Raw genomic sequence first — 15,683 nt, 5'->3', positions numbered from 1 at the left:
GGGACGACGCTGCCGTCCGATGCGATCACCGGGCTGGTGTACACGTATCCCATTTCCACACTGGAGCTTTCGTGCTCCCCGGCGTGGGAAGCGAAGCACTCCTCGAGGGTACGACAGTGTTCTTCGGCTTCGGCGGTGTCTGATTCGACGAGTGGACGACGCGCTTGCGAAGGTCAGCGGCACCGACGTCTCGAAACCCGATCTACGAATCATCCGATTCGGTCAGAAGCCGGCACCATTGTCGGCAGTCCGATCGACTACACCGCAACCCGATAGGTCGTCCGTTGCCCTGGCGAAACGAGCGCGTCGACCCGCCCCGCGACGACGAGCCCTTCGAGCACCGCGAGCACGACCGTCCAGTCCATCTCGAGCCGATCGGCAAGCTCGACGACCGGACATTCCTCTTTCCCGAGGGCCTCCACAATGGAGTCGGCCAGCGCTGACGACACCGGCGTGGCCACCGACGACTCGGTGAATGCGGACGGCTCGACGTCGGACACGGCAACGATATCTGCACGATCGGAGGTGATGCCGCGCCGCTCGAGTTCGCCCCACAGCCCCGACATCGACGCGTCCGGGTCGAGGTAGTACTCGGATTCGCGGACCCGCCAGAACCTCCACCCGCTGCGGCGCAGTTCACGTTCCCGCTCGAGGTCGGCGCGCTGCCGGTCGGGAGTGATGTGCCACTGCTCGCCGTCGCACGCCACAACCAGCTTGCCTGCCGCACCGGTCACCACCAGATCGAGGACGTGACCGTTCACCTCCACCCGGGGGTTCACGTGATATCCGCGGGCAGCGATGTCGAGGAACACCGCCTGCTGGAAGAGACTGTCGAATGCCTCGTGCCGCTCCTCACCGGTCACCCCCGCCGGCATCGGCGCCGCCGGCATCGGCGAGGTCGACTGCAGGTAGGTGAGCAGCGAATACCGCAGGTCCGTCGGCCGCAACGTGTCGACGGTCCGCGAATGGAACAACCACAACTGGTCCTGTGCCCTCGAGGCGGCGACGTTGAACCGTCGTCGGTATTCGGTCCTCGTCATCGCCGCGATGTTCTGGTCGGGCGCGACCACCATGGACAGGAACACCACGTGCCGCTCGTCGCCTTGGAAATCCGGAGGGGTGCCGACGCGGAGTCTGCGTTCGTCCCATTGGTGCGGGGTGAGCCGGTCGAGCAGTTCGTTCTGGATGACGTCGACCTGCGACTGCCCCTGCAGGACCACCACGCCGAAGGTCTTCCCGTCGTAGGCGGGGTCGTCGACGCACTGCACGAGAGCCTCGACGAGGGCAGCGGCCTCGACACGGTTCGTCAACGTCGAGTTCTGCCCGGTGACGACACCACCGTCGACGTAGGTGGTGCGCAGGGGCGGAAGGCGATCGGACCCGTACTGCCGCAACGGAACCAAAGGGTCGTCTGCATAGAACTGTTCGCTCGACCAGGCGATGATCTCCGGCATCGATCGGAAATGCTCACGCAACCGGACGATGCTCCCGAACCGCGAACGCAACAACGAGAACATGCTCGAGCGGGGAGTGAAACTGTCGCGCAGGTACTTCGGGATATCGGGCAGGGAGGAATCGAGACGACTGAACACTCCGTCGAGCGCACCCAACGACACCGCACTCGGCGCGCATTGCTTGTCGTCCCCGACCACGATCACACGCGGCGCCAACCACAGCAGGAACAAGCTACCGATATCGGCCTGGCTTGCTTCGTCGACAATGACGACATCGAACAAGTTCTGCACGGGCGGAACCGAAGACAGCACCTGCTGCAACGGCATCACCCACGCCGGCACCGCGCCCTGCGCGACCTGCATGGCCTCACGCGCTGCAGCCCGATACCGCTCTGCGTATCTGCCGGTACCCTTTCCTATGCTCGCGACATGGTCGCGGTACGAGTGCAGGGCCTGGACCTGCTCGGCGGTGGTGCGGTCGAGACACGCGCTCCACGCCTTCTCCGCGACGAGCTGCGTGGTCAACCGCGAGAGGTCTTTCTCGACCGCGTCGAGGTCACGTTCGAGCTGCCCGTCCTCACGCCTCTCGTTGAGGTTCCGCACCCACTCCTTTGCGCGACGCCACGCCCACGCGCTCTCGATGTCTGCCAGACGAACCGGCCACTGCGGCCACGACGGATTTTCTGCGATGGCCTGCGCAAGCGCCGGTGCGGCGTCGGTCAAACGCGCGTGCAGCGACAAGAGTTCGAGCTCCTCACGCTGTTCACCGGCCGCACGATCCCATGCATCCAGAGCTGCATTGATGCCGTCGACGTCCGCATCGTGGAAGGCCCGTGCCAGGGCGCGCCCTTCGGGCGACGCTCCCCCGGCGATCTGGCCCCGCACATACAGGCCGACGGATTCGAGCCGGGCCTTGCTCGCTTGCGCAGTGCCGACCGCGGCGATTGCGCGCGCCGACTCCGCAACCGACCGCGCGTGTTCGACACTCACGATCCGCGGCGCACCAGGGTGGAGGTCCCGCAGCGCCGATTCGACATCTCGTACCCGGGTAACGAGGTTGTCCACGATGCCCCGGTCCCGGTTGATCAGGGCCAGGGTGCCGATGGCACGGCTGCGTGAGTCGTCGAGCGCGATGTCGATACCGAGATCGCGCAGGACGATCCCCACGACCCGCACCGCGTCGAGCGCCCGGAGGTGCTCGGCGACGATACGCACCGAGTGGGCGGTAGTGGCTGCGACCCCGTCGACGGTCGCGGGCTCGCCGAGCGCCTCGACCGCCGACTGCTCGTCGCTCCTGCGGAACCGGGAGAAGCCACTGCGCCATGGGTCCCCCGCCTCCAGCTTGCGCGCCAGCGCGTCGTACGCCTCGAACGCGAGCCGCCCGGTCACCGGCGTCTGCACCGTGCTGGCACCGACGACGCGATCGGCCTCCTGCGCGGCCTGCACGAGACCTGCGAACTCGGCGGTCTTTCCCCACAGGTGCTGCGCCCTCCCCGACAGGACATCGTCGGCCACGCGTCGAAATCCCACGTCGAGCCGTTCTGCATCGTGCAGAGCGCCCTGCAGTTGTTCGCAGAGATCGCGGATACGAGCGAGCCTGTCGGGGGAGGCGCCCTCGAGTACCCGCAGCAACTCCGGCATCTCGCCCGTCACGTCCTGCGATGCCTGTGCGACCGCGGCGCACGCGTCCTGCACCTCCTTCTGGGTGGGCAGGGACAAGTCGGGGAACGCTTGGTGCCGGCGACGCGCCCGCTCGACGCTCGACCGCTGATGAAGCGCATGGAGGGTGATGAATTCTCCGACGCTCAGAGGTGGGGTGTCGGTGAACAGCGGTGCGGGCAGCCACCCCTGTCGGGATTCCTGCGCGCGGACCCTCCGGACGATCGACGCGACCGTCCCCTCGTAACCGGCGGCGACCGCGGTGTGAACGACCGTCTCCTGCGCGCGCGTCTGCCGGATCTGTTCCGTCAGCATCGCCCGACGGCTGAGCACGTCGTTGCGGTGCGTGGTGAGCTCCTCGATGCGCTGCGCTGCGCGCCGCCCGTTGAATTGCGCCTTGCGGGTAGCGATCTCGCTGACACTGCGGTTGAGCTCCGCAGACCCTCCGCGCACCGGGTCGGTCACCGCCACGCACAGCTCCTGCAGTTCGGGCGGAAGTTTGTCGCGCAGTACACGCAGCGCCTGCGCCTTCTCACTGGTGACCAGCACGCGCTGGCCACCCGCGAGCAGCGCGGACACCAGGTTGGCGATGGTGTGGGTCTTGCCGGTACCGGGTGGGCCTTCGACCACGACGCCGCTGTCGCCGGTAAGCCGATCGAGGATGTCGCGTTGCTCGTCGTTCGCGGGTAGCGGGAACAACGGATCCTCGGCGAACAGCGCGGACGGTGTGCCGATGCGGTCGAGCCATGCGACACGCTCGGCCGGTTCGATCGCTTCGACGAGTTGCGCCAGACCCAGCGGTACCGGGTTCGACTCGTCGGCGATCGCCTCGCTCATGCGGTGGTAGTACTCGATGAGTGCATAGGCGCCGCGTTTGCGGAGCACCAGGGCCGGCGACGGTCTCACGAACGCCTCGGGCGTCGATGCCTCCTCCGCCTGGTCGACGACGTCCACGCGCACGGTCAGCGCCCGGTCGGTCCAGTCCTCGAGAAACACCCGAGCCGCGGGGTCGAGGGGCGACGCGACCTGAGTGGTGAGGGATCGGTGCAGGTCGCGGGTACTCGAGGGATCGAACACGTCCAGTCCGGTGAGGAGCTGGGTGTCTTCGAGCGACGGGACGGCGTCGGGATCGAGGCGGACCAGCAGGTCGCCGGATTCCTCGTGCCGCTCGACGAGGGCGGACTGGGTGATCAAGTGCGTGTGCACCCGCGCGCCCGCAACATCGTCGGACAGGTGCAGCAACCCCGATGCGACGACGAGCTCGAGCGATTCCGGTTGGGCGTCGAGGTCCAGCATCGCGTGCTGCAGGAACGTGTACAGCTGCGACGCGGGCCGTCGTTGCCGATCCACGGCCGCCCACGCCCCCCATCGCGCCAACCAGGTCCCGACACCGTCGACGGCGTCGGGGGCCTGGGGGTCGAGTGTGGGTTCGGCGGCAGAGTTGTCGATCGCCCCCTGCACATACTTCGCGACCAGCGCGGGAGGACGCGGGGGATCTTCGAGAACAACGCGCCGTACACGGAGGAAGACGTCGCCTGCCGCGGCGTCGGCGGACAGGCCGACGTCGAGGTTTTTCGCGTCGAGAGACAGCACGGCACGGTGTTTGTCGAGGGTGCGGACAGGTGCGCTCCGTGCCTTGACGAGCTCGGCCAGAAAGGCAAGCAGGCGCTGCACGCGATCCCTGAGTTCAGGTTCGCTCACCCTCGGCTCCACACCCACTCCACTCACCCTGCGGACGTCCTTCCGCCCGTCGACGGAAACGGGCAACCCCAGCTTAGGAACCCTCGCCGGCATGCCCGTGTCCGGTCTCGCGTGTCGCCGATTGCCTCCCACCGAACTGATCACTGCGATCGCCCCTGGCCGGCGGGAAGAACAGTTATCGAGTGCACGGGGATGGTACGGGCGGGTAGGTCACGGCGGACGCACGCTCATAGACGGTCCGTTCCCACCGATCGATATCTCCTGATGCGCGTCTGCCGCGGACCGGCGACGACACCGACGTCGACGCTGTCCCTCGCTGCATGAAAAGCGTTGTCCACCTTCAGATGGCAACCTCCCCCTTGCTCGGGTACCTGCCGCCGACCCGGCCGGGGTCGTCGGTCGTGAACCCCGACACGATGGGAAACGTCGAGCGGTGCCACGGGCTCGGCAACAGCGACCGGCGGTGCGCGGTAGGGGGTGTCGACTGCACGGTCGATGGCCTGTCTCGTCACGACCGTGCAGGCTCAGTCGAGTCGTCGCGCCCGCAGCACCGAGTCGCGGACGGTGACCTGCTCCCCGGAGTGCGGGTGGGCCGTGGTCCGGGACCGGACCTCGCAGACCTCGATCTCCCACTGCCCGTCCTCGAGCGCCGGAATCAGCGACTCGGGGGTGAAGAGGAACGAGTGGTGGCCGTGGCGGAGCCCGGTGGCCAGGTCGTCGGGGTGGTGACCGACCACGAGCAAGGTGCCGCCGGGGGCGACCGCGGAGCCGAGGCGCCGGGTCAGGTCGACCATCCCGCCCTCGGGAAGATGCAGGAACTGCGAGGAAACCAATTCCCATCGTTGCTGGCCGGGCTGCCAGCTGCGGACGTCGGCGGCAAGGGTGGTGACACGGTCACCGACGCCGGCCTCGGCGGCGTGCGCGGCAGTCTTCTCCAGGGCGGCGACGGCGAAGTCCAGGGCCGTCACCGACCAGCCGCGGCCGGCCAGCCAGACCGTGTCGGCACCCTCGCCACAGCCCACGTCCAGGGCCCGTCCGGGCACCAGGGACGAGGCCTCGGCCTCGAGTTGGGGGTTGACCCGTCCGCTCCAGACCCGCTCCCCGCTGTAGCGATCTTCCCAGGCGGGCTGCTCGAACATCTCGGCGCGGCGCTCGGCGACCGCACGGTCGGCGTCCTCGGTGGCCAGGTCGGCGTTGAGGAAGGCTCCCACACGGTTGCCGTGAGCGGCCGAGCCGATCAGGGTCATGCTGATGTCGGTGGCGTTGCCGGCCGCGTAGAGGCCCGGCACCGTGGTTGCCCCTACGGGGTCGACCGCAATCACCGAGCCCAACCGCGCCCCGCCCAGCTCGACGGGCTGCGGCTCGAGGCCGAGGGGTGCCAGGAAGTCGAGGTGTACCTGCGGCCGGGAGGCCACCACGATCGCCTCGCGCTCGAGCAGCGAGCCGTCGGCCAAGCGCAACCCGATCAGCCGGTCGCCGTCGGTGACGACCTCACGCGCAGTGCCGTGCTCGATCCGCACGCCGATCGCGGCCATCCGCTCCACGTCGGCGGGTGGCAATTCGACTCCGTCGGCGACGACGAGGACGACGTCGTCGGTGAGCTGGCGGAAAAGCAGACCCTGGTGTGCCGCGACTGGGCTGGTCGCCAGTATCGCGATCGCTCGACCGCGCACCTCCCAGCCGTGGCAGTAGGGGCAGTGCAGCACGTCGCGGCCCCAGCGTTCGGCCAGGCCGGGGACATCGGGTAGCTCATCGACTACCCCTGCAGCAACCAGCACCCGCCGGGCGGTGATTTCGCGTCCGCTTCCGGTGGCCACGGTGAAGCCGTGCTCGGTACGGGTCACGGCCGTCACGCGGTCGCTCGCCAGTTCCACGCCGTACGCCGCCACCTCGGCCCGGCCGTCGGCCAGCAGGCCGAGCGGGGGGACCCCCTCACGGCCTAGATAGTTGTGGGCATGATCGGCGGGGGCGTTGCGGGGCTCGCCCGCGTCGATCACCAGCACCCGGCGACGGGACCGCCCCAGCACCATCGCGCTACTCAGACCCGCAGCGCCGCCGCCGACGACCACCACATCGAAGCTCTCGTTCTCAGTCATGTCTCCAGGGTGCAGACCCCTCCCGCATATCAGCAAAAATTCTTGCCGAAATGGCAAAGCTCCGGCACACTGGGCGACATGGCGGACCAGGACGTATTGAAGAACGTGGGCCCGAGGCTGCGACAGCTCAGACTGGAACGGGAAGCCACCCTGAGCGATCTGGCGGAGGAGACCGGAATCTCGCTCAGCACCCTCTCACGACTGGAATCCGGACAGCGCAAGCCCACCCTCGAGCTGCTGCTTCCACTGGCTCGCGCCCACCGGGTTGCCCTGGACGAACTCGTCGACGCTCCGGACACGGGCGACCCCAGAATCCGGTCGAAGCCGGTGACCCGGCACGGCCGGACCTTCATCTCCTTGACCCGCCGCCCCGGCGGCCTCCAGTCGTTCAAAATGGTGCTGCCCACCGTGGACGACGCCGCCCACCCGACGCTGCAAACCCACGAAGGCTACGAATGGCTCTACGTGCTCAACGGTCGGCTGCGCCTGATCCTGGGCAGCCGCGACATGGTGCTCGAACCCGGGGAGGTAGTCGAATTCGACACCCGCACCCCACATTGGATCGGCAACCCCGGACCCACCCCGTGCGAAGTACTCGCAATCTTCGGCCCCCAAGGAGAACGAATGCACGTGCGCTCATGATGAGCGCCCAGTCCCCGCCCTCGCGCCCCCGACACCCCACCCCGGCGGGCCCCCGCCGGCTCGACGATGGGCCTCGACGGAGTCCTGTATCCAGCAGACGAACGACCTCACGTCGACCTCGGAGTCCGATCGACGCCCTTGCTCAGCAGTGGATTCGCTACGTCACAGCAGACGTGCCTCAGAGCTGGATCGCGGTGGAGTCCGGCGTGCTGCGGGAACTTTGGTGACGACCGTCAGCAGCACCGACGCCAGAGCGATGATGCCGATGGTGGTGTAGGCGAGGGTGTAGGCCTTGTCCTCGCCGATGAGTGTGGATGCGATGATCGGGCCGATGATGCCCCCGAGGCTCCAGCCGACGAGCATCAATCCGTAGATGGCACCGGCGTGGCGGACCCCGAAGAAGTCGCCGGCGGTGGCGGGCATGGTGCCGAAAGTGCCGCCGTAACAGAGGTAGACGATCGCAGCCAGGATCGAGAACAGGACCATGTTGTCGGCGTGCGGCAACACGATCAGACACACACCCTGGAGCACGAGAATGGCGGTGAAGGTCTTCATCCGGCCGAGGTAGTCGGAAACGGCCGCCCACACGATCCGGCCTGCTCCATTGAAGATCGCCAGCACACCCACCAGTGCCGCCGCACCGGTGACGCTGAAGCCCGCGATGTCCGTAGCGCTCGGCTTGGCCTGGGAGATCAGGGATATGCCCGCTGCCACGCTGAGGGTGAGGATCGCGGTCAGGAGATACCACTGGGGCGTGCGCAAGGCCTCACCCTGGGTGAACTCCTTACCACCGTCGGCTCCCGCCCCGTTCTCGGAAGCAGGCTCGTACCCGGGCACCGTATAGCCCTCGGGCGGATTGCGGAAGAGTGCTGCGCCGGCCAGGGACATCACGAGATAGGCGATGCCCAGGGGCAGGAACGCGCTGGTCGGGTCCTCGGGGTTCCGGTTGATCAGCCACTGCGCGACCGGCGACGTGAGCACTGCGCCGAATCCGAAGCCGCCCACCGCCAATCCGGTGATGAGACCGGTCTTGTCGGGGAACCACTTCTGCAGCATGGCGATCGGGACGATGTATGCAAAGCCCAGCCCGAAGCCACTGATGATGCCGTATCCGAGGATGAGCAGCCAGTAGTCCTCGGCACCGTTGGTGAGCGAGGCGAGGAGAATGCCGAGGGCGTAGACGACACCCCCGATGAGCGCGACGATGCGGGGGCCCTTCACGTCCTGTAGTCGGCCCCCGGCGTAGGTGCCGACGAAGATCATGCCGATGGTGACGGTGAACGGCAACGAGGCCTGGACCGTGCTGAGCTGCCAGGAGTCGGCGCTCTCCAGTGCCCTGCCGAAGACCGACCAGGCGTAGACCGCGCCGATCGAGAACTGCAGCAGTAGTCCTCCGGCCACCAGCAACCAGCGGAAGCTTCCCGGCGGTTGTGCGTCCCGTGCAGTGATGTCGCGCCGCTCGTGCGTAACCTTCTCGGAGTCCATGCCGTTCTCCTTCGTTGTGCCCGGGAGCCGGACCGTCAGCTCCGATAACGCACGGGTTCCCCGCGATCGACCCGGTCACGCTGCGGGACGACGGTGTACTTGGGGTCCTTCGCCGAGGCGATGCCGGCTTCGTAGACGCCGAGACGAGTGCACAGCGAACCGGCCATGAGTGCGGCACCGGAAACCATCGACAGCGCCCGGTTGCGACGGCCGACGAGGGCACCGACGGCACCTGCCGTCGTCAATGCCTTGCTGGCCTTCATGAGTCGTCCGGCCCTGCCCCGGTGGAGCGTCTCGGCCGGCAGACCCATCGACTGTTCCATCCGCTGCTCGGTCGCGAGTTCGACGAGCGCGCCGCCCACAGCGAAGGCGCGCGCGGGTCCGGCCTCGGCGACCGGCGCACCCAGGATGCCGAGACCGCCGGACGCGGCGGCCGCCGACCCGCAGAACACGAAGGGCAGTTCCTTGTAGGCGGAGTGCCAGGCCGGGGTGGCGGTGTCGGACAGCAGCACTCCGGTGTAGGCGGCCACGGGTGGCGCGGTCACGGCCCCCACGATCCCGGCGGGCCGGCCGAGGGCGAGCAGGAGCCGGACCGGTCCGCGCTGCCATCGAATGGGCAGCATTGCGGCCAGTTCCGCTGCCGCGGCGACACCCGCGAACGGACCGTGCAGGGACAGGATCCAGGTGCCGACCGACATCGGCGAGGTCGGCTTGGCCACCCGCAGCATGTTGAGGAAACGGCTCGGTTTGCCCAGGTCGTGGACGAGGGCGACCACACTGACGAGCAATGACGCGAGCGACCCGAACCGGGCGACCCGACGCAATGCAGGACGGCCGGTCAGGTCCGCGCCCGCGGCGAGCAACGAGGATCCGGCCGCCACCCCTCCGGTGAACAGGTAGACGGCGATGTCGTGTTCCCAGGGTGCCGGCTTCACGATGGGGCGCCCGTAGTAGGAGTCGAAGTCGGCCTCCGGCACCATCAGCTGGTCGCCACCGCGACCGGCTCCCGACCGGTGCGGGCTGCCCGGGCTGCCGCCGTGCTGCACCTGGGTCATCCGCGCCTCCTCAGGAACGACACGGCCGCGCCCGCCAGCATCGCGACCGCCGCGACGGCCGCCCGGTTCCACATCTCCGGCAGGTCCTTGGTGGTCACCACCGGGTCCGGAGGCAGTCCGTAGACCTCGGGCTCGTCGAGGAGCAGGAAGAAGGCGCCGGTTCCGCCGACCCCGTCCTCGGGATCGTTGCCGTACAGCCGTGCCTCCGCCACGCCCCGCTCGTGCAACAGGGCGAGTCGTTCGTCGGCCCGCGCACGCAATTCCTCGACGTCGCCGTACTGGATCGACTCGGTGGGGCACGCCTGCGCACACGCGGGCGTCTGGTCGTCGGTGAGCCGGTCGTAGCACAGCGTGCACTTCTGGGCAATGCCGACCTTCGGGTCACCGTCCGGTCCCTTGCGGCGGTCGATGACGCCGTACGGACAGGCGGCCACACAGTAACCGCAGCCGTTGCAGATCTCGTCCTGCACGACCACCGTGCCGAACTCGCTGCGGAACAACGACCCGGTGGGGCACACGTCGAGGCAGGCGGCGTGGGTGCAGTGCTTGCAGACGTCCGAGGACATCAGCCACTGGAAATCCGGCTTCTCCTCGTCCGGGCGGTCGCTCGCCGCCGCCCCGACGGTGGGCATCCCCAGCGACACCGATGCCTGCTTCTGGGCCGGTCGCTCGATGAAGGCGACGTGACGCCACTGGTTGGCGTTGAGCGAATGGCTGTTGTCGTAGGACGTGCCGAGCATCGCGAAAAGGTTCTCGGGAACGTCGTTCCACTCCTTGCAGGCGACCTCGCAGGCCTTGCAGCCGATGCACACGCTGGTGTCGGTGAAGAAGCCCTTCCGCGCCGGCGAATCCTCGTAACCAGCGTCGGGTGCCGGGTCGAGCGGTCCGAAAAGACTGTTGCGGCCGGTCACTCGTTCTCCTCCGGGGTGCGCGCACCGTCCGAGACGGTGCCGATGGGGTCGCTCGCGACCGTGCCGACGGGGTCGCTCGCGACCGTGCCGACGGGGTCGCTCGCGACCGTGACGATGGGCGGGTAGACGCTGTCGGTTACCCCGGCCCGGCGCGCATATCCCTCGACGTACTCCCGGAGCGCCGCTCCGGTCGGGCGGCGTCCTGCACGCACATCGCACGTGCCGACCTTGCTCTCCTGGATGAGCACGTTGGGGTCCAGCGTGATCCCGATCAGATCGTTGGTCGAGTCGCCCGTCACCTTGCCGCCGCTGCCCCAGTGATAGGGCATCCACACCTGGTGGACGGTCCGGCCCTCGACCTTCAGCGGTCGCAGTCGGTCGGTCACCAGCACGCGGCCTTCGATCGCCGAACGTGCGGTGATCACGTGGCACCAGCCCATGTGCTCGAGTCCGCGCTCGGCGGCCAGGGCGGGAGAGACCTCCACGAACATCTCGGGTTGCAGTTCGGCGAGGTGTTCGAGATAGCGACTCATGCCGCCCGCGGTGTGATGTTCGGTGAGCCGGCTCGTCGTGAAGACGAAGGGGAAGACGTCGACGTGTTCCTCCGGCGGTGCCGGATTCATCGGGTTGTCGTCGCGCCGGTATTCCACACGCGTCGGGTTGGCCTGCTGCCCGTAGAACGGATTGCGGAACGGCGACTCGACGGGTTCGTAGTGGGTCGGCATCGGGCCGTCGACGAGTCCCTGCGGCACGTAGAGCGCACCCTTGCCGTCGCCCTGCATGATGAAGGGATCGATGCCCTCGATGGCCTCGATACCTTCGGAGCCCACGGGCGAGCGGTAGCTCGGCGGCTTCGTCTTCTCGAAGTCCGGCACGTCCTCGCCGGTCCACTGCTGCATGTCGGCGTCCCACCACACGTAGGCCTTGCGCTCGCTCCACGGCCTGCCTTCGGGGTCGGCGGAGGCCCGGTTGTAGAGGATGCGGCGGTTCATCGGCCACGCCCAGCCCCACTCCGGAGCGACGAGCGACTGCTCGTGGCGGGACTTGCGGCGATCGGCCTGGTTGACACCGTCGGCATACACACCGGAGTAGATCCAGCAGCCACCCAGCGTGGAGCCGTCGGCCTTCATCTCGGTGAACGACGACAGCGGCCGTCGGGTCGCCAGGTCGTATCCGTTGATCTCCATCAGCACCGCCTCGGCGCTGGGCTCGTCGTGCTCCCCGTGCACGGGATAATCCCACGCCAGGTCGAGCAGCGGACGGTCGCGCTCGTCGGTCGACCCGGCCAGGCGTTCCCGCATCATGCGCCCGAGATGGTAGAAGAACCACAACTCCGACCGGCAGTCCTCCGGCGGCTCGACGGCCTTCTCGCGCCACTGCAGCATCCGCTGGGTCTGCGTGAAGGTGCCTTCCTTCTCCGCATAGGAGGCCGCCGGGAACAGGAACACCTCGGTGCCGCACTCCTCGGTCACGATCTCCCCGGTCTCGACCTCCGGCGCGTCCTTCCAGAAGCTCGCACTCTCGATCTCGAACAGATCGCGCACCACGAGCCAGTCGAGATTCGCCATCCCGAGCCGCTGGGCCCGGCCGTGGGCGGACCCCACCGCCGGGTTCTGGCCGAGGAGGAAGTAGCCCTTGACCTTTCCGTCGATCATGTCGAGCACCGACCGGTAGGTGCCGTGGTCGCCGGTGATCTTGGGCATGTAGTCGTAGCAGAAGTCGTTGTCCGCGGTGGCCGCGTCGCCCCAGTACGCCTTGAGCAGGTTCACCGCATACGCGTCGGCCTTCGACCAGAAGCCCTTGCTGCCGGGCTTGCGGACGGCGTCGATCCAGTCCGAGAGCGACCCGTGCTCGTCGGGATTGGGCATCGGCAGGTAGCCGGGAAGGAGGTTGTACAGGGTCGGAATGTCGGTGGAGCCCTGGATACTCGCGTGGCCGCGCAGCGCCATGATGCCGCCGCCCGGACGGCCCATGTTGCCGAGCAACAGCTGCAGGATCGCGCCGGTGCGGATGTACTGCACACCCACGCTGTGCTGGGTCCAGCCCACGCTGTAGACCAGCGCGGTCGTCCGCTCGCGACCGGAGTTCTCCGTCCACGCTCGGCAGACGTCGAGGAAATCCGCCTGCGAGACGCCGCACACCTGCTCCACCATCTCGGGGGTGTAGCGGGCGAAGTGCCTCCTGAGGATCTGGTAGACGCAGCGGGGGTGCTGCAGGGTGTCGTCGCGCCTCGGGTGGCCCGCAGTCTGGATGCCGTGCGCCTCGTGCTGCATACCTGCAGCGGTCGCCCGGTGCTTCGCGTGATCCTCCGAGGTGTCGGCCTGGGACTCGTGCAGGTCACCCGGCTCGTCCTCGACGTCGTACTGCCAGCTCGTCGGGTCGTAGGTCCGCTTCTCGGGATCGAAGCCCGAGAAGAGACCGTCGAGGTCGTCGGTGTCGACGAACTTGTCGCTGACGAGCACCGGGGCGTTGGTGTAGTTGACGACGTACTCGCGGAAATCCAGCCCGTTGCTCAGTACGTAGTTGACGATGCCGCCGAGGAAGGCGATGTCGCTGCCGACCCGGATCGGCACGTGCGTGTCCGCCACCGCGCTGGTGCGGGTGAAGCGCGGATCGACGTGGATGACGCGGGCACCCCGCTTCTGGGCCTCCACGACCCACTGGAAGCCCACCGGGTGGGCCTCGGCCATGTTGGAGCCCTGAATGATGATGCAGTCAGCGTTGGCCAGATCGGCTGTGTAGCCGGTGGCGCCGCCGCGCCCGAAGCTGGTCCCCAGACCGGGGACGGTGGCGGAGTGTCATATGCGGGCCTGGTTCTCGACCTGGATCGCCCCCATCGCCGTGAACAGCTTCTTGATGAGGTAGTTCTCCTCGTTGTCCAGCGTCGCGCCGCCGAGGCTGGCGATGCCCATCGTGCGCCGGACGCGGCGACCCTTCTCGTCGAGTTCCTGCCAGGTGTCGTGCCGGGTCTGCAGCACGCGGTCGACGACCATCTCCATGGCCGTGTCGAGGTCGAGGTCTTCCCATTCGGTGCCGTAGGGCCGGCGGTAGCGGACCCGGGTCTCGCGCAGGTCGCTGGTGACGAGATTCTTGCTCGCAGATCCCTTGGGACACAGTCGCCCGCGGTTGACCGGGCTGTCGGGATCCCCTTCAATCTGGACGATCCGCTCGTCCTTGACGAAGATCTTCTGTCCGCATCCGACGGCGCAGTAGGGACACACACTGCGCGCGACCCGATCGGCGGTCGAGGTGCGTGGTTCGATCTCGTCGGTACGTCGCGACCGCGCCGCCTTGCCGCGCCCGAGCAGATCCTTACCGAGGAACTGGCGCAGGACGGGCCACGGGAGGGACGAGTCCTTCTCCGCCATCGGTCCTCCTCTCCTGCGCGCTCGTTCTCGAAGTTACCGTCTACCCACACTTCGTGCCGAGTATTCGGGATCCCGTGCAGGTGTGCGGCCTGTCCGCCGGCCGTGGGGTCAGCGCACCCGGATCGCGTGCGCGCCCGCGGGAACCACTTCTCCGATGACGGGATGACCGGGCAGTTCCCCGACGACCAACAGGCCGCCGGACGTCTGCGCGTCGGCGAGCAGGAGCAGCTCGTCCTCGTCCACGTCGGCGTCCACCTCCTCGCGAACCCACTCGAGGTTGCGGCGACTCCCGCCCGGCACGAACCCCTCGGCGAGCGATTCCCTCGCCCCGCCGACATACGGCACGCTCGCGGCGTCGAGGACGGCAGTCGTGCCGCTGGCCCGCATCATCTTCATCAGGTGCCCCAGCAGGCCGAAGCCCGTCACGTCGGTGGCGGCACGGACCCCGCCCGCGTGGGCGAGCCGTGCCGCGTCGCGGTTGAGGGTCGTCATCACCGCGACCGCCTCGTCGAACCGCTCGCCGGTGGCCTTGTGGCGGTTGTTGAGGATGCCGAGACCGAGCGGCTTGGTGAGGGTGAGCGGCAGGCCCGGCTCGGCAGCATCGTTGCGTAGCAACCGATCCGGGTCCCCCAGCCCGGTGACCGCGAGCCCGTACTTCGGCTCGCGGTCGTCGATGCTGTGTCCGCCGGCGAGGTGAGCGCCGGCCTCGGCGCACGCGGCGGCACCGCCCCGCATCACCTCGGCGGCCAGTTCGAAGGGGACGATCTCCCGCGGCCAGCCGAGCAGGTTGACCGCAACTATCGGCGTGCCCCCCATCGCGTAGACGTCGGACATGGCGTTGGTGGCGGCGATTCGTCCCCAGTCGTAGGGGTCGTCGACGACCGGGGTGAAGAAGTCGGCAGTCACGATCACCGCCCGGCCGCTCCCGTCGGGCGCCGGGTCGATCCGGACCGCGGCGCCGTCGTCACCGTTCTCCACACCGACCAACAGGTCGCCCGTCGCGCGGCCTCCCGGTAGACCACCGAGCACTCGCTCGAGCTCACCCGGCGGGACCTTGCAGGCGCAGCCGCCACCGGCGGCGAACTGGGTGAGCCGGAAGGTGCCCTCGGGCAGGTCGACGTGTGCGGTCATGGCCTCAACATACGGCCGACTGCGACCCCGGGCCCGACTTCCGGTTAAGGTGAGCGCGGAGGCGGTTCTCGTCTGGTGACGGACGCGGTCTTCAAAACCGTTGTGGCCCAGTAGCTGGGCCAGGCGGGTTCGATTCCCGTCCGCCTCCGCCAGTTCTTCCGTCAGCCGTGGGATGAGGAGG

Annotated in this window: 8 protein-coding genes and 1 tRNA gene; 2 read left to right on the top strand and 7 right to left on the bottom strand. The window is 68.3% G+C overall.

From position 1 onward, the window contains the following. Positions 1 to 257: 257 nt before the first annotated feature. The gene (locus ACM26Y_RS00715) at positions 258 to 4,958 is read right to left on the bottom strand and encodes an AAA domain-containing protein (protein WP_416062390.1); all 4,701 of its coding nucleotides are present in this window, start codon (positions 4,956 to 4,958) and stop codon (positions 258 to 260) included. 380 nt (positions 4,959 to 5,338) lie between these two features. Beyond that, entirely contained in the window at positions 5,339 to 6,910 is a 1,572-nt protein-coding gene (locus ACM26Y_RS00710; RefSeq protein ID WP_416062389.1) for an FAD-dependent oxidoreductase, read from the bottom strand. Between the two features lie 78 nt (positions 6,911 to 6,988). Here ACM26Y_RS00710 and ACM26Y_RS00705 point away from each other — a divergent pair, with 78 nt between their 5' ends. Then, complete coding sequence (locus ACM26Y_RS00705) at positions 6,989 to 7,552, top strand: helix-turn-helix domain-containing protein (RefSeq protein ID WP_371384190.1); 564 nt, start codon at positions 6,989 to 6,991, stop codon at positions 7,550 to 7,552. 162 nt (positions 7,553 to 7,714) lie between these two features. Here ACM26Y_RS00705 and ACM26Y_RS00700 read toward each other — a convergent pair whose 3' ends face one another. From ACM26Y_RS00700 to selD, 5 genes are all read right to left on the bottom strand, one after another. Continuing rightward, positions 7,715 to 9,037: an OFA family MFS transporter gene (locus ACM26Y_RS00700; RefSeq protein WP_416062388.1), complete on the bottom strand. Its 1,323-nt coding sequence runs from the start codon at positions 9,035 to 9,037 to the stop codon at positions 7,715 to 7,717. 35 nt (positions 9,038 to 9,072) lie between these two features. Beyond that, on the bottom strand, positions 9,073 to 10,092 hold the full coding sequence (gene nrfD, locus ACM26Y_RS00695; RefSeq protein ID WP_289381630.1) for an NrfD/PsrC family molybdoenzyme membrane anchor subunit: 1,020 nt from the start codon (positions 10,090 to 10,092) through the stop codon (positions 9,073 to 9,075). After that, positions 10,089 to 11,003, bottom strand: a complete 915-nt coding sequence (locus ACM26Y_RS00690) for a 4Fe-4S dicluster domain-containing protein (protein ID WP_289381632.1) — start codon at positions 11,001 to 11,003, stop codon at positions 10,089 to 10,091. Before ACM26Y_RS00690 ends, nrfD begins: the two co-directional genes overlap by 4 nt. Beyond that, entirely contained in the window at positions 11,000 to 14,371 is a 3,372-nt protein-coding gene (gene fdh, locus ACM26Y_RS00685) for a formate dehydrogenase (RefSeq protein WP_416062387.1), read from the bottom strand. The genes ACM26Y_RS00690 and fdh overlap by 4 nt, the downstream gene beginning before the upstream one ends. A gap of 108 nt (positions 14,372 to 14,479) precedes the next feature. Further along, positions 14,480 to 15,502 (bottom strand): selenide, water dikinase SelD, encoded by a 1,023-nt coding sequence (selD, locus tag ACM26Y_RS00680; protein WP_416062386.1) that lies wholly within the window; start codon positions 15,500 to 15,502, stop codon positions 14,480 to 14,482. A gap of 57 nt (positions 15,503 to 15,559) precedes the next feature. On the opposite strand from selD, the gene ACM26Y_RS00675 reads away from it, so the two are divergent. After that, a tRNA-Sec gene (locus ACM26Y_RS00675) sits at positions 15,560 to 15,654 on the top strand. Positions 15,655 to 15,683: the final 29 nt, after the last annotated feature.

This window comes from Rhodococcus indonesiensis (genome assembly GCF_047782815.1).
GTDB lineage: Bacteria > Actinomycetota > Actinomycetes > Mycobacteriales > Mycobacteriaceae > Rhodococcus > Rhodococcus indonesiensis.
The sequence above is the reverse complement of the archived record's forward strand: the minus strand, read 5'-3'. Positions and strand labels throughout refer to the sequence as shown.